This is a genomic window from Caballeronia temeraria (assembly GCF_001544795.2).
Taxonomy (GTDB): domain Bacteria; phylum Pseudomonadota; class Gammaproteobacteria; order Burkholderiales; family Burkholderiaceae; genus Caballeronia; species Caballeronia temeraria.
On the sequence record NZ_FCOI02000028.1, the window covers coordinates 29,474 to 51,391 of the forward strand.

18 protein-coding genes are annotated in these 21,918 nt (G+C 60.4%); 7 read left to right on the plus strand and 11 right to left on the minus strand.

Annotated elements, in window-relative coordinates:
- Nucleotides 1-8 precede the first annotated feature (8 nt).
- Both AWB76_RS29560 and imuA read right to left on the minus strand, forming a co-directional pair.
- Entirely contained in the window at nucleotides 9-1,472 is a 1,464-nt protein-coding gene (locus AWB76_RS29560) for a Y-family DNA polymerase (protein WP_074171434.1), read from the minus strand.
- A complete protein-coding gene (gene imuA, locus AWB76_RS29565; protein ID WP_061163652.1) occupies nucleotides 1,396-2,109 on the minus strand; it encodes a translesion DNA synthesis-associated protein ImuA in 714 nt (237 codons plus the stop codon). Before imuA ends, AWB76_RS29560 begins: the two co-directional genes overlap by 77 nt.
- Before the next feature lie 472 nt (nucleotides 2,110-2,581).
- Between imuA and AWB76_RS29570 the strand changes: the two genes are divergently transcribed.
- The 5 genes from AWB76_RS29570 (at nucleotide 2,582) to AWB76_RS29590 (ending at nucleotide 9,203) form a co-directional block, all read left to right on the plus strand.
- Nucleotides 2,582-2,926 carry a hypothetical protein gene (locus AWB76_RS29570; RefSeq protein ID WP_061163653.1) on the plus strand — a complete coding sequence of 115 codons (345 nt, stop codon included), beginning with the start codon at nucleotides 2,582-2,584 and terminating at the stop codon, nucleotides 2,924-2,926.
- Nucleotides 2,927-2,961: 35 nt separating this feature from the next.
- Nucleotides 2,962-3,921 carry an SOS response-associated peptidase family protein gene (locus tag AWB76_RS29575; protein WP_061163654.1) on the plus strand — a complete coding sequence of 320 codons (960 nt, stop codon included), beginning with the start codon at nucleotides 2,962-2,964 and terminating at the stop codon, nucleotides 3,919-3,921.
- A 110-nt stretch (nucleotides 3,922-4,031) separates the two neighbouring features.
- Nucleotides 4,032-5,294 carry a PDDEXK family nuclease gene (locus tag AWB76_RS29580; protein WP_061163655.1) on the plus strand — a complete coding sequence of 421 codons (1,263 nt, stop codon included), beginning with the start codon at nucleotides 4,032-4,034 and terminating at the stop codon, nucleotides 5,292-5,294.
- A gap of 396 nt (nucleotides 5,295-5,690) precedes the next feature.
- Nucleotides 5,691-7,649, plus strand: coding sequence for a hypothetical protein (locus tag AWB76_RS41195; protein WP_157696236.1), 1,959 nt, complete (start codon nucleotides 5,691-5,693; stop codon nucleotides 7,647-7,649).
- A gap of 408 nt (nucleotides 7,650-8,057) precedes the next feature.
- On the plus strand, nucleotides 8,058-9,203 hold the full coding sequence (locus AWB76_RS29590) for a DUF3800 domain-containing protein (protein WP_082864560.1): 1,146 nt from the start codon (nucleotides 8,058-8,060) through the stop codon (nucleotides 9,201-9,203).
- Nucleotides 9,204-9,868: 665 nt separating this feature from the next.
- On the opposite strand, the gene glmS is transcribed toward AWB76_RS29590, so the two are convergent.
- The 5 genes from glmS to AWB76_RS29615 form a co-directional block, all read right to left on the minus strand.
- A complete protein-coding gene (gene glmS / locus AWB76_RS29595; protein WP_061163657.1) occupies nucleotides 9,869-11,686 on the minus strand; it encodes a glutamine--fructose-6-phosphate transaminase (isomerizing) in 1,818 nt (605 codons plus the stop codon).
- Nucleotides 11,687-11,767: 81 nt separating this feature from the next.
- Nucleotides 11,768-13,129 carry a bifunctional UDP-N-acetylglucosamine diphosphorylase/glucosamine-1-phosphate N-acetyltransferase GlmU gene (gene glmU / locus AWB76_RS29600; protein WP_061163658.1) on the minus strand — a complete coding sequence of 454 codons (1,362 nt, stop codon included), beginning with the start codon at nucleotides 13,127-13,129 and terminating at the stop codon, nucleotides 11,768-11,770.
- A 97-nt stretch (nucleotides 13,130-13,226) separates the two neighbouring features.
- Entirely contained in the window at nucleotides 13,227-14,198 is a 972-nt protein-coding gene (gene ttcA / locus AWB76_RS29605; RefSeq protein ID WP_061163659.1) for a tRNA 2-thiocytidine(32) synthetase TtcA, read from the minus strand.
- Entirely contained in the window at nucleotides 14,195-14,596 is a 402-nt protein-coding gene (locus AWB76_RS29610) for a dihydroneopterin aldolase (RefSeq protein WP_008352641.1), read from the minus strand. Before AWB76_RS29610 ends, ttcA begins: the two co-directional genes overlap by 4 nt.
- A gap of 28 nt (nucleotides 14,597-14,624) precedes the next feature.
- Nucleotides 14,625-15,467, minus strand: coding sequence for an SDR family oxidoreductase (locus AWB76_RS29615; protein ID WP_061163660.1), 843 nt, complete (start codon nucleotides 15,465-15,467; stop codon nucleotides 14,625-14,627).
- A gap of 13 nt (nucleotides 15,468-15,480) precedes the next feature.
- Between AWB76_RS29615 and AWB76_RS29620 the strand changes: the two genes are divergently transcribed.
- Both AWB76_RS29620 and AWB76_RS29625 read left to right on the plus strand, forming a co-directional pair.
- Entirely contained in the window at nucleotides 15,481-16,686 is a 1,206-nt protein-coding gene (locus AWB76_RS29620; protein WP_061163661.1) for a class I SAM-dependent methyltransferase, read from the plus strand.
- Between the two features lie 10 nt (nucleotides 16,687-16,696).
- Entirely contained in the window at nucleotides 16,697-16,891 is a 195-nt protein-coding gene (locus AWB76_RS29625) for a DUF2905 domain-containing protein (RefSeq protein ID WP_061163662.1), read from the plus strand.
- Nucleotides 16,892-16,984: 93 nt separating this feature from the next.
- Here the strand turns inward: AWB76_RS29625 and AWB76_RS29630 are convergent, their stop codons facing one another.
- From AWB76_RS29630 to AWB76_RS29645, 4 genes are all read right to left on the minus strand, one after another.
- Nucleotides 16,985-18,220, minus strand: a complete 1,236-nt coding sequence (locus AWB76_RS29630; protein WP_061163663.1) for a multifunctional CCA addition/repair protein — start codon at nucleotides 18,218-18,220, stop codon at nucleotides 16,985-16,987.
- Nucleotides 18,217-18,837, minus strand: a complete 621-nt coding sequence (locus AWB76_RS29635) for a glutathione S-transferase family protein (protein WP_061163664.1) — start codon at nucleotides 18,835-18,837, stop codon at nucleotides 18,217-18,219. Before AWB76_RS29635 ends, AWB76_RS29630 begins: the two co-directional genes overlap by 4 nt.
- A gap of 17 nt (nucleotides 18,838-18,854) precedes the next feature.
- Entirely contained in the window at nucleotides 18,855-19,811 is a 957-nt protein-coding gene (locus tag AWB76_RS29640; RefSeq protein WP_061163665.1) for a complex I NDUFA9 subunit family protein, read from the minus strand.
- Between the two features lie 120 nt (nucleotides 19,812-19,931).
- Nucleotides 19,932-21,899 carry a lytic transglycosylase domain-containing protein gene (locus AWB76_RS29645; RefSeq protein ID WP_061163666.1) on the minus strand — a complete coding sequence of 656 codons (1,968 nt, stop codon included), beginning with the start codon at nucleotides 21,897-21,899 and terminating at the stop codon, nucleotides 19,932-19,934.
- Between the last annotated feature and the right edge of the window lie 19 nt (nucleotides 21,900-21,918).

A 21,918-nucleotide genomic window follows, 5' to 3' on the forward strand; every position in this document is an offset into this window, starting at 1 on the left:
ACACCTGCTTATCCGAACAGGCCGTGGAGGAACCATCGGACTTCTTCCGTCTTCACGCTCGGGCGTTCGCGGTATATCCAGTAGCAGCTCTTGTCGCTCGCCTCGGCGACATAGTAGTCGCGTGTCACCAACTCGCCATCATGCCAACCTGCTTCGATTCGTTCGCCGGTTGAGACGAGTTTGAGCGGGGAGCCGTAGAAAGGTCGATGATTCTTCATCATCAGGCGTAGCGGCTCGTCGAGCAGCCAGGTCGGACGCGGCAGACCGTCCGGTGGTACCGACAACTTCGCATCATCCTGGACGGACACCCAGCGGTTCGCGAGCTCGGGCCGGTGGTCGAACGTTGGCGCCGGGCGCAGCACGTTCTCCGCACCCAGTCTTGCGACTAGCAGTTCAAGGAGGCGGTTGTGGTCCTCTGCCGAACCGCCCGGGTCGGGGAATAAGTCGTCCGACGGCGGCTCGGCAGGCTGGACCTTCGACGCGGTCAAGCGCACTGCGATAACTGCCGCCTGTAACTCCGTGCGACCGAGCCGTTCTTTCAGCAAACGAACGAGATGCTCCTCGTGCCACGTTGGCTCTGCGAGTGCAATTTCCAGGACGGTCGGCTCGACCGCCTGTCGACCGCGCTCGTGTTCGAGCGACACCGTCGCATGCGTGAGCGCGAGCTGTTGTGCGCTCAGCCAGCCGCAGAGCTGCACGATAAGCCGACGTGCCGAGAACAGCACCGCTTCGGCATGCTCGACGCGGTCCGGAAGCTCGGTGCGCGCGCTGAAGTTAGGCGGGACCTCGAGCCATTCAAATAGCTCCGGTGACAGACCATAAGCACGGTCGAGAGAATCCAACAAATCCACACCACACCTCTTCTTCAGTCCAGCGCGCGGCAGGCGCCGGATGTCACTCAACGCTCGGCAGCCAAGACCGTGAAACCAGTCAGCGAATGCGCGGACTTCCTGTACGACCACAAACGGTAACGAGTCAAGATGCCGCTCAAGCGAGCGCATCTTGAGTACGCGGCAACGGCCGCGTTTGGCAAGCAGCCAGGCGCCTTGCCCGGTGGGCGCCACGCTCATGCGAACCGTTACGCCTATCGACTTCACGACGCTTCGGATTTGCGAGCAGACGCTTCGAATGCCGCCGAAGAGTCGCAGGCTGGCGGTCACGTCCATGACGATGGTTTGTTCGTCGCATAGCGCGACCTGTGGGGAGAAGCGCAGCAGGCCGAAGGCGACTGCACGCTGCATCTCCGCCTCGAGCTGGACGCTCCGGTCGTACACCGCCGCGTCCGGGGCGAGCGTCGTCACCCCGCCTCGTTTCATCCCCGGTAGAACGCCTGCTTCTCGTGCCGCCGCATCCATCACAATTACCTTGTCGCGTTCAAGCACCGCACACCCGTGTTCAATCGGAGGTAACCACCTCGGACGAAATACCTCCAGCGAAAGCCGGGGCAGGAAGATGGCGACGAACACGGCCATAAGGGCTCAAGAGAATCGGCGATGGTTGCAAAGAGACGGACAGCTGTTCGGTTTTAGTTGGGCCTCGTCGTTTCACCACATCAACGACGAGGCCGCCATCAGCGGGTCTCACTCCGAGCCGCAGCGTTGCGGGCGAGGCGTCTTGCGCGCTCGCCAACGGCCGGATGAGCACGAGCAAGGTTTCGGTCGCTTGAGCAGCCAGGTGAAGACGCCGAAGCGCTTCAGCCCTGATGTGCTGCTGCCAGAACACCAGCGCACCGCAGCTCTTGGCTTGCAGCACGCGTTCCGCGCACCAGAGGGCGTCCGCGGTCTTGGGCGCCTGCAATCTCAACACCTTGTTCAACAGCAAACCTAGATACGAGAACGCTAACGCGTTCGGAACGTGTGGCGCCTGCAGCAGCACGACGGGGCGTGCACTGCATTCCTGGAGAGCCGGCTTCAAGAGCCGCATCTCGCCAGTCCCTGGCTGCTGAACAAGCAGCTCCACCAGCGCGCCCAGCGGCCAGCCTCCGCCCGGCAACTCGGCCGACAGCGCGGCGTATCCGGTGTCGACTGTCTTGCCGTACGCACGGGCGAGCTGAGACCCGCGCCAAAGGCTCGGATGAATCGACTCGATATGTTGAGGTAGAGCGGCCATCTTTCTAGAACACTGTATGGATGTACAGTATCGTAACGCAAAAAATGAAGCAGTGAATTGCCCCTTTTAAGTCGCTCCCGGGGCGTCGAATGGATATGCTCGTGTGAAGGTACCCTACGCCCGAGGTCGCCGAATTCGTAGCACGGCTGGGCGAAGCCTTTGGCGACGCGGCCATCGACGAAACTGTGGCAGGCGGGAAGCTGGTGAGCCGACATTCTTCTCGCAAGGGAACGCGCGCACCATTGGTAAGAGGTTGATTAAGGACGACAATCGATGGAGGGTCGATGGGAGCTTCCGAGACCGCCATCATTGCAAGGGGTGCGGCAGTTCTTGCGTCGGAACGACAACGCGGTGTAGTCAGCGCGGAGGATTGAAGGATTGACGGCGCCGACCGGTTGAACGGCACGTCGTCGACCGAACCATCACCGACTGCACCAAAGCTCGAGCAAGGAGAACAAACGGGTCGCAGAGAATGGATAAACTTAATATAGACGAAGTGCCGGGCGCGCGCGCCGATTTGCTGTGCTTCCTGGTGGCAACCGTCGCTGCGTCGCACACACTGACGAGTGAATGGCGCATTGACCATGTCGTCGAGAGCAGTCGACTTTGGCTCGCGAGAAGCGGCGTATCGATGCATTGGCTTAACCGAGTGCTGCTTGGGCAGCTTGCGCTGAAGATTGCCAAGCGCGAGTTGAAGGCCGCTGGCATCGCGGTACGGCAGAGCGACGTGCAGGTGCTGTTCACCGGTGAAATGAAGCTCAACCACGCGAGCGCGGTCGTTCAGAAGATGATGAAACTGTGCAAGCAATCGCTCTGAGCTGTGGCCAATCAATCGACCAAGGAAGACCACGCATGTGCTACTCGGCCCAAATTCAGGCGGACTATCGCAAGTATGTGAAGACATTCGGTGCACACATGGACATCGAGGAATTCGCGCGCCTGTACTTCGAGCGGGCCGAGGGGAGCAAGGCGAAGATTCCCAAAGCGGTCGACGACGCGTTTCGCGAACCGCAGACGGATGCCGAGAGCGAGATAAAAGCGTTAATCGACCGGTACAACCAAGACCAGACGACGAAGCTTGAGAAGGAGCTATTCAAGCAGCGAACCCGCCTTGCGGATGCCGAGCGCACATTGCAGTCGAAAGTTACGAAGGCGGCCACCGAGAGCATGCGCATTGCGACCGCCAAAATCGAGGCCTCGCTACGCCGACTCGAGGACATCAATCGGACCAATCCAGAACCGCGCGACTCACGCATCTTCCCCGGCACTTACGCGCCCGTGCTTGTGATGGAAAACGGCAAGTTCGTGGTCAAGCCAATGCGCTACCAATGCCGAATTGCAGGCAAGCCGGCGAACTACGACGTGAAGTATCCAGGGACCTACAACGCACGGCGCGATAATCTCGAAGGGTTCTGGAAGCCGTGTTTTGGCTACACACATGGCGTGCTGCTCGTCGAAGTTTTCTATGAGAACGTCAGCAAAGCCAAGATGGAAGGCACGCTACTGGAGACTCATGAGAAAGACGAGAATGTCGTCCTTGAGTTTCGCCCAAACAACGGCCAGTTGATGCACGTCGCTTGCCTTTGGTCGAAATGGACTGCGCCAGGGCGACCCGACCTGCTGTCCTTCACTGCCATAACTGATGAGCCGCCGCCAGAAGTCGAGGCTGCCGGCCACGACAGATGCATCGTGCCAATCAAGGCTGGGAACATCGACGCGTGGCTCAACCCGGATGCGTCAAACCTAGAAGCGATGTACGCGATACTCGATGACAGGGACCGGCCATACTACGAGCATCGACTGGCTGCATAGTAGCCGGCGTAAATGTTCATTCGTGTTTCGCAGCTACCAAGGTCCGTATCACGTCGAAGGAGAAGACTTGATACTCTCTCGGCACGTCTTTTAACGATGGCGGAAACGACATGGCATTGTTCGAAATTAGCGGCGACGATTTGCAGGCTGTTCCGTTGGGTACCTTTGGGACGCTTGGACTACGTGAGCGCGCTGACATTCAGCGAGCAGTGCGTGCAAACATCAACGCAATCACGCCGGGCGTCAAGACGATGGTGCTCGCAGAGGAATTCGGAGATTGGGCAGGCGCCAATCGAAGAATCGACCTTCTGTGCGTCGATGAAGACAAGAATCTAGTGGTTGTCGAGTTAAAGCGCGACGATGGCGCTCACATGGACCTCCAGGCGCTGCGCTACGCCGCGATGATTTCGACGATGCGGTTTGACCAAGCGATAGAAGCGCATCGCAAGTATCTCGCCGATTCCGGCTCTGACGTCGACCCGGAGCAGGCAATCCGTGAGTTCCTCGAGGTTGAAGACGGTCCGGTGACGTTTGCCAAAACCGTTCGAATCGTTCTAGCATCCGCCAACTTCTCTTCAGAGCTGACTACAGCGGTGTTATGGCTCAACGAGCAAGGAGACCTTGACATCCGCTGCGTCCAGATGCGCCCGCACGCCGTCGACTCCAGAGTGCTACTGGACATTCAACAGGTCATCCCTCTTCCAGAAGCAGCGCAGTACACGGTCGCGCTACGGGAAAAGACAAATGAGCAGGAACGGGTTCGCGCAACTACCTCCGCAGCGCGCGACACGGCCCGCTACGACCTGTCCATTGGGCAGACTTTCATCCCCAACCTGGCAAAGCGCCGGCTGATTCTTGCTCTCGTCACCGAAGCAATCAAGCAAGGTAAGTCACCAGAGCAAATTACCGATGCAATCCCTTGGAGGCGGAGGAACCTTTTTGCTTCGGCGCCTGGCGTGGCCGATGAGAATAAATTTCAAGAGCTTCTTCCAGGGAAGAACCTGAGGTACTTCTTTGCCGATGACGAGAGGTTTTTGATTAACGGGAAGACCTACGTCCTGAACAGGGCATGGGGCGACCAATCCCTCGTCGCAGCGGAAAACGTCCGTCAGCTCTTGAACAACGCTGACGAGGTTAGCTGGGAGCCGACATCGGAAGTGCCAGATGAAGTGACCTATGAGGGCTACACCATCAGACGTCGCGAAAAAGGTGCGATTGACATTGAGTGTGACGGTCGACAAATATCACCCGTCATTGCGACGCTTAGAGAGCTCGCACCACAGCTGGGTGTTGCGACAGAACACGCGTCCGGCAGAGATGTCAACACGCAGCAGCTCGGCGCACGGGTTATGCAAGCTATCAACTCTCTGTGATTCATGCTTGCGCTACCTGGTGAGGTGGCGTCGACCGCTCTGCCTTGCCCGCGCGGCAAAGTCAAAAGTGGCAGACGGCGAAGACGCGGTTCGCTCTCGGAACTGCTCAGCGCCCTGCTCGCGTGGTGTTATTGGGCCGCCAGGAAAGGAGATGTGGCGGCGAGTATTCTTGCTTGGTTCCAATAATCAACATACTGGCCCGCACTCCCTTACTTGCGCGCACACGTGGCGTATCTCGGTTGCGTCACCATCCCTCGACGTGCGCACTTGTAAGGTTCGCCTGCCGCGAGCTTCCAGAAAGGACTTGCCCATTTGCATTTTCAGTAACGCCGACCATAATAAACGGTCAACTTGTCGCTCGTAGGCCGCCATCCCTCCCAGACGGAGGCGCAATAAATGTCATGTCTTCGAGTGCTGCTGTTGGTCCTCTGGGTACTTTGGGTTACCGCTGCTACTGGCGCAGCCGAACCGTCCGCAGCGATACCGAACATCGGGTCCCCGCACGGGCCGGAAGCGCACTCGTTCTCACCGCCACCTATAGACCCGGCCTGCACGAATGCGGAGCCGGAGTGGGACGACACTGAGCGAAATCTTTGGTGGTCGGTTTGCCAGTCTGGCTCGAATCAGGTCGCGAGTAACCTGCGGCTGCTGTTCCCGCCACCACGATGGAAAGACTGCCATAAGTTCGTTCCAGTAAAAGCCGAGTTTATTTCAACTCTATTATCAAAAGCCCCCTACAAGAAGCGCTTGGAAGAAACTGGTTTGCGCCTCGATAGTGTGGCAATAGATGGCGATATGGTATTTGGCGACCAACCCATACCAGGGAATATTACAATTACTTGTTTTAAGTTCAACGGAAGTTTTAAGCTTGTGAATATGGCCATCAACGGTTCAATGCAATTCATTGCGGGTCAATTCAATCGTTCTCTTATTTTGAAAGATACACACATTCACGGCGCCCTCAGGCTGGCTGAGACCTCCGGTGCTTCTTATTTTATGGCCGGTACAATAGTCGACAATGACTTGGAGATGAAAGGGGATATTATTCCTGGGCACGTAATGTTGGGTGATGTGCGCGCGAATAATGTTTTAATTGATATTGATGCGGAAGCTATTTACGCGACTGACTTGGAGACCAGAGGGAGCGCGTCATTTTTCAGAATTCGTTCTACCGGCAGGGTCTTTCCGACCTTGGACTTACGTGACGCAAAAATTGGCGGAAGTTTATTCATCGAAAATTCGAGATTTTCGCGATTAAATTTGGGTTACGCCTACGTTCACGACAGCGCAGAAATAGATTACTTGCCGTCGGACCTGAATGCGCCTGGGTTGCGAGTTGATGGAACGTTTACAGTGTCATACCCTGAAGATGGGGTTAAAGAGCTCGCAAAGAAATTGCGAAAAGTTCAGAATTTAAAGGAAAACGAAAGGCCGCGGTTTATTCCTTATGAGTGTTACCAGGAAATGAATGCAAACACTCGTAGTGCGCTTTTTCACGCGACGGGGAACTGCGCTGGCCCTGGGGCGTTTTCATCACTCGCAAATATACCTTTAATAGGTCGGTTATTTAGAGACCCATGTGAAAATGAAACCTTCTGGTCGCTTAATTCGAAGTTTAATCTGAAAGATGCGCGTTTGCACATCATCGAGGTTTCCGGTAGTTTTGACCCGTCAGACGCCATGCTGGTTTGGCCTCTCCGAATTGATAACGCGAATATGACGTTTGATGTAGTTAGACACTCGGCGAAGGGGCAGGAGAAACTATATTCAGCCCAATGGTATGTTTGCTGGCTAGAGCGCGGCGAGACTCGCTTTGACCAGCGCAACTACAAGCAGGTAGCGGACTTCCTGCAAAGTAGGGGATATTCGGCGTCGGCCGATACCGTTCGCATAGCAGGGAAAAACCGGGAATTATATGAAACCTGCACGAACGGGCTGAATTTTATCGTTGATTGCATGTACATGACGTTGTCGTGGGCCGCAGTGGGATATGGCTTTCGGATGTATTTGCCATTAATTTATCTTGTTATTTTCGTTACAATCGGCGCGTTTGTTTTTGGCTCGTCCTCGGCGACGTTCAATTATTTAGAGGATGCGGATTTTCAAAGTCCGTTAAGTAGAGGGGTTACAACGAAAGGAGACCTTGCCCGCGAAGCGTGGCTGATTATTCAGCGCGGCTTCCCATATAGCCTTGACATGTTTTTGCCGCTTATCCGTTTAAATGACGACCACTACACGGTTAAGTTGGAGGGAAAGAGACTGACGTACCTCTATTTTCACAAGTTCATGGGCTGGTTACTCAGCGCCTATGTCGTGGCCGCTGTCACGGGCCTCACTAAGTCAGGAAGCCTTTAGTTGTCCGCTTCATCGCACGGGCGGGCGTCTGCGTGCTGCCTTGTCTAAGAAAATAAACCTCTCTTAAACCACATCAACCCGCATCGGTGGTCACTTGAGCAAGGGCGCGTTGTTCGAGGACTCCCGCAGCCGAGCGCCGCGAACTTCTAGCGCATCGCATATCTCGTTCGAGAGCTGACGAAGCCGGCCGCAGTACAGCGGGAGGCACGCGCGCAAATAGCGCGAAGCGGCTTGGGCGACGATGAGCGGCGGACTAGCAGAGACGCCATTACCGGCACATCAGTGCAGAGGGAACTCAACATCGGTATCAATTCAGTAAAACCGGCCGCATTTTGGTCTCTTTTCGGCTGATTGCGGGCTCATTCACAGTCATAGACTGTGAATCCCTTATGTTGAAGGCGACGCAAAATGGACGGCTCTGGAGAACTGCTCGCACTCAACAATGCTTCCGCGCCCGAACAGGTTGAAGGTGCACAGGGGGTCGCAGACGACCTGGCAGCAAAGAAGCTCCAGCGTCTTCGCAAAGAGAAACGCGACCTGGTCGACTCGCTGGCCAGCGGAGACTTCTCAACGCAGAGAGCACGCGTTGCATACATTCTGAATTTGTACCCAGCTGCGCGAAACAGCGATGTCACGTTGGCGCTTAAGTATTGGGAGGAGTTTCAACCGGCTTTCTTCAATCCTGAAGGCATCAAGCCTGAACACCTGTTTGAGCTTGAGCACGTTCCACTCCTCGTTCGCGCTCGTGCAAAGATTCAGAACGAGTACGAACTCTTCCAAGCTGATGTCAAAGTCCGCCGTCGCCGGAGAGGCCGCGAAGACGAGATTCGCGACGCTGTTCTTGGAGACGCTGCGCCGAGGCAAACGCTCCAGGTGTTCGCCGATGAGACCGGGAAGACCGAGGCACATGTCATTGTGGGCGCAGTGTGGGTGTTAAACGGCCGCGCAGTATTCGATGTGTCGCAAGCCATAAACTCATGGAAGGCCCAGTCTACGTTTGCGAAGCGCGAGGTGCACTTCGCAAGATTCGGAAAAGGCGACATCGGAGCGGTAGCCGAGTATCTTGGTGTCATCAGCGCCAACCGCGAGTTCCTGAGCTTTAAGTTCATTGCGGTTCGACGAGAAAATCTGAAGCGGAGCATCGAAGATACTGTTCAACGTCTGCACGAATTCATGCTGCTGAAGGGTTTGGAGCATGAGGTCGATACCGGACGTGTTGGGCTTCCTCGCTTTGTCACCTTGACCCTCGACGAAGAACAATCTCTCGACCAGATTGCAATTGAAGTCATGAAGCAGCGAATGAGCGATGGACTTCAGAACCGTCACGGAGACGGATTGGTTCTGGAATCGGTTGTGGCCGTGTCTTCGAAGAACAGTGCTCTTGTCCAGCTCGCGGACGTCATTGCGGGCTCGGTAAACCGCCGACTAAATTTCTCGGGCACTCGAAATCACAAAGACGACATCGCCGACCTTGTAATCGAGAGGCTCGGAATCGGGTTAAACCGCGACGAAGTTGACGCCGACTTGGATGCCACCGTCATGTTCCGCATCTGAGTGACGCTTAGCGCCGGCACCGGCTGGGAAGAGGCGCGGAACCCTCCTAGGGTCGTCCGCGTTGAACGACGTCCAGCGCTTCAACTTGTCCTGCCCGACCAAGGACTCTGAGCGTCGTCGCCTCCTCTGAAATTCAAGGCCAGTGTGGTCCGGAGGCAAGCGACGTCCGATTTCGGTACACAGTTGTGAGATTCTGCAAATCTCCCAGACGCGAAGTGTCTCAAACAGCGAGTACGCTGCTTGACCACAAACGTACTTGGCGCGCGGAACCAAATATTACATAGGGAAAGCTATATTACGACCCCTGTGCCCCAAACGGCGCGGACTTTCTGCCGCTTTTCTGACATGCAAAAACGCCGCGCTTCCAACACCGACTCGGCGTTCTCAGATTGGAGCGGTCGGAACTAATGTCGCAGTCTTTGCGATTCGCTGACCTTAACCAAAGTCCGCATAGGAACCTAGCTGTCTTTAGGAAAAAGACCGCCCTTTTTGAGGGGTAATACGTTCGCGCAAATTTGGCGAACAAAGCCGTGGACGAAGAAAGCTTAGAGCCTTACGCAGTAAGGCTCACGGTCCGCAGCGACCCCCTCAAAAAACCGTTTTCTGCTCGGTTTAGAAAGCATTCTATTTGAGGCCCACACTTCTTTCTCAGACGACCGGCCGGCTTATTCCACCGTCACCGACTTCGCCAGATTTCTCGGCTTATCGACATCCGTCCCGCGCGCGCACGCCGTGTGATACGCGAGCAACTGCAACGGCACGACGTGCAGAATCGGCGACAACGCCCCGTAATGCTCCGGCATGCGGATCACGTGAATGCCGTCTTCGCTGACGATGCGCGTATCCGCATCCGCGAACACATACAGCTCGCCGCCGCGCGCACGCACTTCCTGCATGTTCGACTTCAGCTTTTCGAGCAGCGCGTCGTTCGGCGCGACGGTCACGACCGGCATCGCCTCGGTCACGAGCGCGAGCGGGCCGTGCTTCAGTTCGCCCGCCGGATATGCTTCGGCGTGAATGTACGAGATTTCCTTGAGCTTCAACGCACCTTCGAGCGCGATCGGATAATGCAGCCCGCGCCCGAGGAACAGCGCATTTTCCTTGCGCGCAAACTCTTCGGACCACGCGATGATCTGCGGCTCCAGCGCGAGCACGCTGTTCAACGCCGCCGGCAAGTGGCGCAGTTGCGTGAAGTACGCGGCTTCGCGCTTCGCATCGACGTGACCGCGCAGCTTCGCGAGCGTCACCGCCAGCACGAAGAGACCGACGAGCTGCGTCGTGAACGCCTTCGTCGATGCCACGCCGATCTCCGTCCCCGCGTGCGTGAGGAACGCGAGTTCGGTCAGGCGCACCATCGCGCTTGTCGCGACGTTGCACACCGCGAGCGTGTGTTTGTGGCCGAGCGATTGCGCGTGCTTGAGCGCGGCGAGCGTATCGGCGGTTTCGCCCGATTGCGAGATCACGACGACGAGCGCCTTCGGATTCGGCACCGACTCGCGATATCGATACTCGCTCGCGATCTCGACCTGCGTCGGAATCTTCGCGATCGATTCGAGCCAGTACTTCGCCGTCACGCCCGAGTAATAGCTCGTGCCGCACGCGAGAATCAGGATGCTGTCGACCTGCGAGAATGCATCGCGCGCGGCGTCGCCGAAGAGCGCCGGATCGAACTGATCGGCTTGCGGAATCGTGTCGGTGATTGCGCGCGGCTGCTCGAAGATTTCCTTCTGCATGAAATGACGATACGGCCCGAGCTCGACCGCGCCGCCGTACGCCGTCACGACGCGCACTTCGCGCTCGGCGGGCAGGCCTTCACGATCGACGATCTTCACGCCTTCGAGACCGATCTCCACGACATCGCCTTCTTCGAGGAACGCAAAGCGGTCCGTGCTGCCGGCGAGCGCGAGCGCATCGGATGCGAGGAAGTTCTCGCCTTCGCCCACACCGACGACGAGCGGCGAACCCTGGCGCGCGCCCACGACCGTATGCGGCTGATTCTTGTGCATCACCGCGATCGCATAGGCGCCGTGCAGTTGCTTCACGGCCTCGCGCACGGTTTGAAAGAGGTCGCCGCGATACATGCTGTGAATCAGATGCGCGATGACTTCGGTATCGGTCTGCGAGACGAACTCGTAGCCCTTGCCTTTGAGCATCTCGCGCAGCGTTTCGTAGTTCTCGATGATGCCGTTGTGCACGAGCGCGACGGTATCGCGCGAGAAGATCGGGTGCGCGTTGTCCGTGACGGGCGCGCCGTGCGTGGCCCAGCGCGTATGCGCGATGCCGGTCATGCCGCCGAGATTCGAGTCGCGCACTTGCGCGTCGAGATCGGACACGCGCGCGACGCTGCGCGCACGGCGCGGCTCGCCGTTGCTCAGAACGGCCACGCCGCACGAGTCGTAGCCGCGATATTCGAGCCGGCGCAGACCTTCCACCAGCACCGGGACGATGTTACGTTGCGCTACCGCGCCGACGATTCCGCACATGACGTTCTTCCTTTGAAACTTGCATTCGAAAGCGCGATGCCCGAAGCACCGCGCGCGTTGGGCTGAATCTGAACGACAGCCTTACGACTTCTTCTTCACCGGGCGCACGTAGCCCGACTTGCTGACTTGCGTTTTCTCGTTGAGCACGAGCTCGCCTTCGCCGACGTCCTTCCACACCGTGGTGCCCGCCGCGATGGTCACGCCGCGGCCCACGCGCACCGGCGCAACCAGTTGCGTATCCGAGCCGACGAACACGTCGTCGTCGATCACCGTGCGATGCTTGTTCGCGCCGTCGTAATTGCAGGTGATGGTGCCCGCGCCGATATTCACGCGCGCCCCGATATCCGAATCGCCGATATAGCTGAGATGGTTCGCCTTCGAGCCGCGCCCGAGCACCGCGTTCTTCACTTCGACGAAGTTGCCGACGTGCGCCTCGTCGCCGAGCGTCGCGCCCGGACGCAGCCGCGCGTACGGACCGAGCACGACGTTCGCGCCGGTCGTGCCGCCTTCGATATGCGTGTACGCATCGACGCGCGTGCCCGCGCCGATCGTCGCGTCGCGGATCACGCAGTTCGGGCCGATCGTCACGTTGTCGGCGATCGTCACGCGCCCTTCGAACACGCAGTTCACGTCGATGGACACATCCGCGCCGCATTCGAGCGTGCCGCGCACGTCGATGCGCGCCGGGTCCATCAACGTGACGCCCGCATCGAGCAACGCGTTCGCGACGTTGCGCTGATGGATGCGCTCGAGTTCCGCGAGCTGAATCTTGCTGTTCACGCCGAGCGTTTCCCATTCGGCGTCCGGCTGCGCGGTGACGACTTCGACGCCCGCTTCGATCGCGCGCTCGACGACGTCCGTCAGATAGAACTCGCCCTGCGCGTTGTTGTTCTTCAGCGACGCGAGCCAGGTTTCGAGCGTGCGCGTCGGCGTGATGACGATGCCCGTGTTGATCTCCGCGATACGGCGCTCTTCCTCGCTCGCATCTTTCTGCTCGACGATCTTTTTCACTTTGCCCGCGGCGTCGCGCACGATGCGGCCGTAACCCGTCGGATCGCCCACGTCCACGGTCAGGACGCCGTAGCGCTCGCTGCCGGCGACATCGATCAGGCGCTGGAGCGTGCTTGCGCGCGTGAGCGGCACGTCGCCGTACAGCACGAGCGTCGGCACAGACGGATCGAGCAGTGGCAGCGCCTGCTGCACGGCGTGTCCCGTGCCGAGCTGCTTGTCCTGCAGCGCGAACTGGACGTCCGGCGCGCCGACGGCTTCGCGAACCTTGTCCGCGCCATGCCCGACGACGACGACGAGCCGCGTCGGCGACAGCGCGCGGGCCGTATCGATGACATGCGCGAGCAATGGCTTGCCCGCCAGTGAATGGAGTACTTTCGGCAGAGCAGAGCGCATGCGCTTGCCCATGCCGGCAGCCAGAATAACGATGTTCATCGCTGGAAGCCTTGCTGGGTATGACGAGCCGCCAATCTATCACGCGACGCTTTGGCGCAGTGCGGCGAAACCCACGCAGCGCCTTATTGGATAAAGGTTACAGGTCGTCGAACTGCACAATTGAAACCGCGCCCGGCGATCCTGACGGTTCGCTCGCACACGGTTCCTCGTCAAAGGCGATATCGCCTTGCGGGTCGGCCTCGCCCGTCGCGCGCAGTCCGGCGAATGGGAAAAGTTTGCTGTCCATCAGATGCGACGGCACCACGTTCGACAACGCGTTGAACATGTTTTCCACGCGCCCCGGAAAACGCTTGTCCCATTCGCGGACCAGCGCCTTCATTTCCGCGCGCTTCAGATTCGGCTGGCTGCCGCACAGATTGCACGGAATGATCGGGAATTCGCGCAGTTCGGCGTACTTTTCGAGATCGACTTCCTTCACGTAGGCGAGCGGACGGATCACGACGTTCTTGCCGTCATCGGATTGCAGCTTGGGCGGCATGCCCTTCAGCTTGCCGCCGTAGAACATGTTGAGCAGCAGCGTCTGCAAAATGTCGTCGCGATGATGACCGAGCGCGATCTTGGTCGCCCCGAGCTCGCCCGCGACGCGATACAGAATGCCGCGCCGCAGTCGCGAACAGAGCGAGCACGTGGTCTTGCCTTCCGGCACGAGCCGCTTGACGATGCTGTACGTGTCCTGATTCTCGATGTGAAACGGAATATCGAGCTTCGACAGATACTCCGGCAGCACGTGCTCCGGAAAGCCCGGCTGCTTCTGGTCGAGATTGACGGCGACGATATCGAAGTTGATCGGCGCGCGCTCGCGCAGGCGCATGAGGATCTCGAGCATCGCATAGCTGTCCTTGCCGCCGGACAGGCACACCATGACCTTGTCGCCTTCCTCGATCATGTTGAAGTCGCCGATCGCCTCGCCGACCTGCCGCACGATGCGCTTGAACAGCTTGTTGTTCTCGTACGCTTCCTTTTGCTGGCGCTTCGTCAGCGCCTCGCGCACGGGCTTCGGCGCCTCCGCGGTTTCGGCTGCGGCTTCGATCGTGTCGCGCGCGTTCATGCTCGTTCCTCCTTGATGCGGAAGACTTCGACGCCGACCGCGTCGCAATCGGGATAGACGTCGGGCTTTTCCGTCGATACGGCCACCGCACGCACGTTCGGATGCGCGAGCAGAGCCGCGGCGACGTCGTCGCACAGCGTTTCCTGCAAGTGGATGTGGCCGCGCTTCACGCGCTCGGCGATGGTCGAGCGCATGAAATCGTAATCGACGACTTCGGCCAGCTTGTCCGCGACCGGCGTCGACAACGCGAGCGGCACGTAAAGCTCGACGTTGATCACGACGCGTTGCTCGCCGCGCTTTTCGAAGTCATGTACGCCGATGTTGATGCGCACTTCGTAGTTGCGCAGAAAAAGCCGCCGGCAATCGGTCAGCCGGGGATGCGAAAGTGCGGCAAGCATGTAGGTTCCAATATTCAGTAAACGCGTTTCAGGGCTGGCGCGTGCCGATCATAAACATCACGTCGCGCGGGCTCGGCACGAGATGCTGGCCGCCATCGACCACGAGCGTCGTGCCGGTCACGCCGTGCGCGTTCGCGAGATAGCACGCGGCTTGCGCGACGTCATCGACCGTCGATGCCCGGTTGAGCGGCGTCACGCGATGCGCCGCCTCGAACGATGTGGGCGTCTGCCCGGCGGAAATCAGCGTCAGGCCGGGCGCCAGGCCGACCACGCGCAATTTCGGACCCAGCGCCTGCGCGAGCGCGACGGTGGCGTTTTCGAGCGCCGCCTTCGTCAGCGTGTACGACAGGTAGTCAGGATTCATGTTGTACAGCTTCTGGTCCAGCACGTTGATGACAACGCCGCGTTGCGCGTCGTCCGCGACGGCGGCTTCGGGCGTGATCTCGTGCAGCATGCGTGCGAGCGTCAGCGGCGCGGCGACGTTGACGGCGGTCATTTCCAGCAGCTTCGCGTAGCCGAAGTCGGTGGCCGTGTCTTCGTCGAAGCGCGACGCGCAGTTCACGACGCAATGCAGCCCGCCGAACGCCTCGGCGCACGCGGGCATGAGAAGTTCGACTTCGGCCTCGACGCCCAGATCCGCCTTCAGCGCGACCGCGCGCCGCCCGAGCGCTTCGATATCCGCGACGGTTTCGCGCGCTTCATGCTCCGACGCGCCGTAGTGCACGGCGACATTCCAGCCCTGCCGTGCGAATTCCAGCGCGACGCCGCGCCCGATGCGCTTCGCCGCGCCGGTCACGAGCACGGCGCGGGAGCGCGAAACCGAACCTGAAGACGGCGAGTTGACGGAAGAAAACGGCGTGGAAGCGCTCATTTACAATACTGGGATGAATCCAAATGCCAGACAATCCGATAGTTTACCTGCTCCGGGCGCCGACGCGCTCGCGCAATCCGAAGCGCTGGCCGACCTGATCCGGGGTCGCATCGCGGCGGCGGGCGGCTGGCTGCCGTTCGACCGCTATATGGATCTCGCGCTCTACGCGCCCGGCCTTGGCTACTACAGTGGCGGCGCGATGAAATTCGGCCGTCGCGCGGACGATGGCAGCGACTTCGTCACCGCACCCGAACTGTCCCCGCTTTTCGCGACGACGCTCGCGCGTCCTGTCGCGCAGGCGTTGCAACAAAGCGACACTCGGCGGTTGATGGAGTTCGGCGCGGGCACCGGCAAGCTCGCGGCGGGTTTGCTGACGGCGCTCGCCGATCTCGACGTGGCGTTCGACAGTTACGCGATCGTCGATCTTTCGGGCGAGTTGCGCGAGCGTCAGCGCGAGACGATCGAGAAGCTGGCGCCGGCGCTCGCGGCGAAGGTGACCTGGCTCGACGCGTTGCCCGAAGCGTTCGACGGCGTGGTGATCGGCAACGAAGTGCTCGACGCGATGCCTGTGCGGCTCGTCGTGCGCAAGTTGGGCGCGTGGCACGAGCGCGGCGTGGTGATGCTGGACGACCGCTTCGCTTTCGATGACCGTCCGATCGCGCCGGATGCGCAGGTCGATCTGATCGATGCCGCCATCGACGAAGCCAGCGATGAGCCGTTCGTCGAATACATCACTGAGACGCACGAAGCGGCGCTCGCGTTCACGAAGACCATCTGCACGATGCTTACGCGCGGCGCGGCGTTTTTCATCGACTATGGCTTTCCGCGACGCGAGTTCTATCATGCGCAGCGCGCGGGCGGGACGTTGATGTGCCATTACCGGCATCGCGCGCACGCGGACCCGTTTCTGTATCCGGGCTTGCAGGACATCACGGCGCACGTCGAGTTTACGGGCATCGCGGAGGCAGGCGTCGAGACGGGCGCCGATTTGCTCGGATTCACGTCGCAGGCGCGGTTTCTGATGAACGCCGGCATCACCGATGTGTTGAGCGATCTCGATCCGTCGGATGTGAAGCGGTTTCTGCCTGCTGCGAATGCTGTGCAGAAGCTGCTTTCGGAAGCGGAGATGGGCGAGCTTTTCAAGGTGATCGCGTTTTCACGCGGCATTCCCGGGACGCTCGACGCATTCGCGACGGGTGATCGTTCTCACACGCTATGAGTCCGCGATCATGATCCGCTGGCTGCTTACGACGTTTATCGCGCTTGCGATTCTTTCCGGGTCGTTGCCGTGGTTGAGGAAATTTGGGATTGGGCGGTTGCCCGGGGATTTCACTTTGCGGATTTTTGGGCGGGAGTACTCGTTTCCGTTTATGTCTACGCTTGTTTTGTCGGTTTTGTTGTCGTTGATTGTTCGGGCGCTTTGAGGGGTTTTTTGTCGTTGGATCCCGGTATGCTTTTGGTCTATTAGCGATGCCAATAGACTAAAACGAAAACGGGATCCGGCAGCGACAAAAGCATCACCCCCCCAAAGCCCCTTTCACAGCCAAAACCCGCGCATCATGCACGGCATCCTTGATCCTGGAAGGCTCGGAAGCAAACCGCTCCGCCACGGCCCCCGCATCGACCGCCCGCGCGGCAACGAGCGCCTCCCGCAACCGCTCCGCCTGCGGATAAGTCTGCTGCTCCAGCCCGAGCCTCCCCCGCGCATCGGCGAGACATGCCTGTAGCGCTTCAGCAAAACGCGCCGGCTTACGCAACGCATCCGACCGCTCGAACAATCTGACAAGCGCCGTAGCACCCATCTCCATCACGCGATGAATATTGCCGTGCTCCCGCGCGACAAGCATCGCCAGATCGCGGCATTCGTTCGGCACGCGCAAGCGCTCGCACAAAGGCCGCAAGAGATCGACACTGCGTCCCTCATGCCCAATGTGCCGCGGCAGAATATCCTCCGGCGTCGTCGCCTTGCCGAGATCATGCGTGAGCGCCGCAAAGCGCACCGGCAACGCAAATCCCTGCGACGCGGCATAGTCCACGACCATCATCACGTGCACGCCCGTGTCCACTTCCGGGTGATAATCCGCGCGCTGCGGCACGCCCCACAACGCATCGACTTCGGGGAGAATCCGCGCGAGCGCGCCGCATTCACGCAACACCTCGAACATGCGCGACGGCTTTTTCTCCATCAGCCCGCGCGACACTTCCTGCCACACGCGCTCGGGAACGAGCGCATCGACTTCGCCGGCCGCGACCATCTTCTTCATCAGCTCGGCGGTTTCGGGCGCGACATCGAAATCGGCGAAACGCGCCGCAAAACGCGCAAGACGCAGGATGCGCACCGGATCTTCGATAAACGCATCGCCCACATGCCTGAACAATTTGTTCTTCAGATCGCTGCGGCCATCGAACGGATCGATCACCGGGCCGGTCAGCTCGCCAGCGGGCGTGACTTCGCGCGCCATCGCGTTGATCGTGAGATCGCGCCGCGCGAGGTCTTCCTCGAGCGTCACATCCGGCGAATAGTAAAACTGGAATCCGTGATAACCCGCCGCCGTCTTGCGCTCGGTGCGCGCGAGCGCGTATTCCTCGTGCGTCTGCGGATGCAAAAAAACCGGAAAATCCTTGCCCACCGGCCGATAACCCTGCGCCACCATCTGCTCCGGCGTCGCGCCGACGACCACATAGTCGCGATCCACCACCGGCACGCCGAGCAACTCGTCGCGGATCGCACCGCCCACTGCGTAGATATTCATCGCGCTTCCTCGCGCGCGCCGTCGATCCACGCCGCGACCGCCGGCAACGCCGTCACGCGCTTCGCATAGTCGAGCGACGTCGCGCCGAGTTCCGGCGCGTAAGTGTTGAAGCGCATGACGACCGGCGCGAACATCGCGTCGGCGATGCCAAACTCGCCGAACAAAAACGGCCCGCCCGACCTGGCCAGGCATTCCGCCCAGATCGCCTCGATGCGCGCGACGTTCGCGAGCGCGCCCGGCGTCCGGCCGATTCCCGGCGCGTGCGTGGTGATTTCCATCGGCATGTTCTGGCGCAAGTCCGCGAAACCGGCGTGCATCTCCGCGCTGACGCTGCGGGCGCGCGCGCGGGCGGCGGGCTCGCGCGGCCACATCGCGTGTTCGGGATGCATTTCAGCGATCGTTTCGACGATCGCGAGCGATTCCCAGATCGACTCGCCCGCATCGGTGACGAGGCACGGCACCTTGCCGGACGGCGAGACGTCGAGAATCTTCGCTTTCGTGTCGGGCTGGCCGAGGCGGATCAGCGTCTCGTCGAACGGGATGCCGAAATGTTTGAGCAGCACCCACGGACGCATCGACCAGGAAGAGTTGAACTTGTCACCGATAACGAGTTTCATTCGATCAAAAAAGAAGATTAACGATGCGCCGTCGCGCGAAAAGCGTTGAAGCGCGAACGCGGCGAGTTGCCGCTGAGATACAGCGGCGCGATGGTCTCGATGCTCGCCGGCTCGTCGATGCCCAACTCCGGCGCAAGCGGCCCGCTCGCGATGCTCGGCGTTTTCATCGAATCGAGATTGTCGCGCGAGATGACGGGCTGGCCGGGCGCCATTTCCATGGTCATCGCCTGAAGGCGGCCGAGGCTCTCCGGCAGCTTGATGATGCGCGAATGCTTGCCGATAGTCGCGCCCGCGAAACGCACCAGCTCCGCGAGCGTGTAGACGCCCGGCCCGGCGAGCTCGTAGACGTGGCCGTTGGCGGCGTCGAGATCGAGCACGTTGACCATCGCCTTCGCCACGTCGCCGACGAAAACCGGCTGGAACTGCGCGTCGGCGCAAGCGAGCGGAATCACCGGGAACACGCGCTCCAGAAACGCGAACTGATTGAGCAGATTGTCCTCGGGACCGAACACGACGGAACTGCGGAAGATCGTCCAGTCGAGTCCCGATTCCCGGATGATCTTCTCGCCGTCGCCCTTCGAACGCAGATACATGCTCGGTCCGGACGGATCGGCGCCGATCGCGCTCATGTGCAACAGACGCCGCACGCCCTTCGCCTCGCACGCCGCGGCGATCTTGTGCGGCAGCTCGACATGCGCCTTCGCGAACTCCGGCCCGTACGGATCGTCGCGCCGCCCCTGAAGTACGCCGACGAGATTGATCACCGCATCGGTCTGATCGATGAACGCGGCGAGCTTCACGGGATCGTGCACATCGGTTTCGATGACATCGACGGGCAACAGCGTGAGATGCGCGGCGTTCGCGCGCCGCCGCGTCGCGATGCGCACGGTCTTGCCGAGATCGACGAGCGCATTGACGAGATGACTGCCGATGAATCCCGAACCGCCGATCAGCGCTACATGTTGGTGTCGCATAGTTCGCCTCTTGGGTCGCGGCCTGACGAATGCGGCTTCAGTTCAGAACGGCGGCCGAAATGAAAACGCCCGCGCGTCCTGTCGTTCGACGCGCGGGCGTGAGGTTTCGCTGCAGGACGGTCAGGGAGCGATGTAGCCCAGACGCGCCTTCAACGACTGCGGACGGCCTTCGAACAATGCCGCGTAGTAGACGGTGTTCGACAGCACGTTCTTCACGTAATCGCGAGTCTCGGTGAAAGGGATCGTTTCAGCAAAAACCGCGCCCTCGACGGGTGCGCGCAAATCCTGACGCCACTGTCTCGGCCGCCCCGGGCCGGCGTTGTAACCGGCGGTGGCGAGCACGGGCGAGTTGTCGAATTGATTGTAGATCATCGACAGGTAATTCGTGCCGAGCAGGATATTGGTGTTGATGTCGTTCATCTGCGCGCGCGACACCGTGCCGAGACCGATCTTCTTCGCGACGAGCTGCGCCGTGCCGGGCATCAGCTGCATCAGGCCGCCCGCGCCGACTTCCGAGCGCGCGTTGATGATGAAGCGCGACTCCTGGCGAATCAGCCCGTACGCCCATTCGATATCGAGACCGGTGTTCTGCGCGTCGCGCTCGACGATATCGCGGAACGGCGACAGATAGCGCAGCGAGAAATCGTGCTCGGCCTTCGTCTTGTCGGCGGTGTTCACGGTGCGGTCGAACATCTCGATGCGCTTCGCATACTGCGCGGCGGCGAGCAGTTGACGGTCCGTCATCGTGCGCAGCGGCCAGTTCCATTCGCGATTACCTTCGAGCCGCATGTTCAGCGCGTAGAAACGCTGCGACAGCGCGAAGCCCGGCACCGATTGCATCTGCGTGATTTCGGCGTCGGACACCGTGGTGCGCGGCGGCACCGTGATCTTCTGACCGAGCTCTTCGAGCGCGAGCTGGCCGTAGAAGTTGTACTGATCCGCGATGGTCTGGAATTCCTGATTCGCCGTGGCCGTGTCGCCGGCCTGCTTCACGGCGCGCCCGTGCCAGTAGACCCACGACGGCTGCGCGCGCAGCGTCGGCGGCATCTGTTCGATGGACCAGCGCACCATGTTCCAGTCGCCCGCGAGCAGCGCGCTGCGGGTGCGCCATTCGTATGCCGGGTTCGACAATTGCGCGTTCGCCGAGAGCCGGTACCAGTCCGCCGCCGCCGGCATGCGCTTGAGCGCCGCCTGATAGCCGATGGTGCCCCAGCCGATTGCGCGCTCCGCCGGCGTGAGGCTCGGCGCGACGGAACTGAACGTGGCGGCGGCCATCGCCGGATCGTTGCGGGCCATGCGCGTGATCGCGAGCAGCGTGAGCTGATGCGCCGGCGTGTTGGGCATCACGCCGCGCGCGAGATAGAGCGGCGGCTTGTTGACGGCGTCGTCGAGAAGCGTGTCCTTCGGCTTTTCCTGGCCGAGCGCTTCGACGATATTCGAGCCCGTCGACGTGTAGTTCTGTTCGTAGGCGAGACGGATCTGCTGCCAGATGTCGTCGCTCGTGAACTGGCGCGACTCCGCGAGCATGCCGATCAGATCGACGCAGCCGTCGCCGTACCATTTCGGCTCGACGAGCAGCGCGCGCGCCGCGTCGGCGACGTTCTCGCCGCGCGACAGACGCGCTTCGAGCGCGTAGCACTTGACCTGCGTGTCGTCGTTGAGAACGAAACGCGAATACTGCTGCTCGAAGTTCTTCCAGTCGTGACGGCTGCCGAGCACGACGAGATAGTCGTTGCGCAGACGGTCGGCGATGGCCTGGCCGTCGTAGCGCTGCAGGAACGACAGCACCGGCGCGTCGGGCGCGTCGATGCGCGCGTGGCCTTGCGAATCGAAGAGCTGCGGCTTGATCGTGAAGTATTCGACGTAGCCCGGCGCCGGATAATCCGGAATCTGCGACGCGAGCAACGCGGCTTTGCCGGCATCGTTCGCGCGCGCGGCATCGCGCAACTGCAGGAAGACGCGGTCGTCGGAGGTGGGCGGGAGGTCGGCGTCGGGACGGACGGCGGAAGCCGTGCCGCAAGCGACGAGCGTCGCGGCGGCAAGGGCTGCACCGACCGCGAGATATACTCGTTTGAGGCGTTTTGACATCTTTGTTTCTGGAGCGCGA

Bases quoted from the DNA above. Each gene is read 5' to 3' on its own strand.
- AWB76_RS29560 (WP_074171434.1), bottom strand. From the start codon at position 1,472: ATGGCCGTGTTCGTCGCCATCTTCCTGCCCCGGCTTTCGCTGGAGGTA.
- imuA (WP_061163652.1), bottom strand. From the start codon at position 2,109: ATGGCCGCTCTACCTCAACATATCGAGTCGATTCATCCGAGCCTTTGG.
- AWB76_RS29570 (WP_061163653.1), top strand. From the start codon at position 2,582: ATGGATAAACTTAATATAGACGAAGTGCCGGGCGCGCGCGCCGATTTG.
- AWB76_RS29575 (WP_061163654.1), top strand. From the start codon at position 2,962: ATGTGCTACTCGGCCCAAATTCAGGCGGACTATCGCAAGTATGTGAAG.
- AWB76_RS29580 (WP_061163655.1), top strand. From the start codon at position 4,032: ATGGCATTGTTCGAAATTAGCGGCGACGATTTGCAGGCTGTTCCGTTG.
- AWB76_RS41195 (WP_157696236.1), top strand. From the start codon at position 5,691: ATGTCATGTCTTCGAGTGCTGCTGTTGGTCCTCTGGGTACTTTGGGTT.
- AWB76_RS29590 (WP_082864560.1), top strand. From the start codon at position 8,058: ATGGACGGCTCTGGAGAACTGCTCGCACTCAACAATGCTTCCGCGCCC.
- glmS (WP_061163657.1), bottom strand. From the start codon at position 11,686: ATGTGCGGAATCGTCGGCGCGGTAGCGCAACGTAACATCGTCCCGGTG.
- glmU (WP_061163658.1), bottom strand. From the start codon at position 13,129: ATGAACATCGTTATTCTGGCTGCCGGCATGGGCAAGCGCATGCGCTCT.
- ttcA (WP_061163659.1), bottom strand. From the start codon at position 14,198: ATGAACGCGCGCGACACGATCGAAGCCGCAGCCGAAACCGCGGAGGCG.
- AWB76_RS29610 (WP_008352641.1), bottom strand. From the start codon at position 14,596: ATGCTTGCCGCACTTTCGCATCCCCGGCTGACCGATTGCCGGCGGCTT.
- AWB76_RS29615 (WP_061163660.1), bottom strand. From the start codon at position 15,467: ATGAGCGCTTCCACGCCGTTTTCTTCCGTCAACTCGCCGTCTTCAGGT.
- AWB76_RS29620 (WP_061163661.1), top strand. From the start codon at position 15,481: ATGAATCCAAATGCCAGACAATCCGATAGTTTACCTGCTCCGGGCGCC.
- AWB76_RS29625 (WP_061163662.1), top strand. From the start codon at position 16,697: ATGATCCGCTGGCTGCTTACGACGTTTATCGCGCTTGCGATTCTTTCC.
- AWB76_RS29630 (WP_061163663.1), bottom strand. From the start codon at position 18,220: ATGAATATCTACGCAGTGGGCGGTGCGATCCGCGACGAGTTGCTCGGC.
- AWB76_RS29635 (WP_061163664.1), bottom strand. From the start codon at position 18,837: ATGAAACTCGTTATCGGTGACAAGTTCAACTCTTCCTGGTCGATGCGT.
- AWB76_RS29640 (WP_061163665.1), bottom strand. From the start codon at position 19,811: ATGCGACACCAACATGTAGCGCTGATCGGCGGTTCGGGATTCATCGGC.
- AWB76_RS29645 (WP_061163666.1), bottom strand. From the start codon at position 21,899: ATGTCAAAACGCCTCAAACGAGTATATCTCGCGGTCGGTGCAGCCCTT.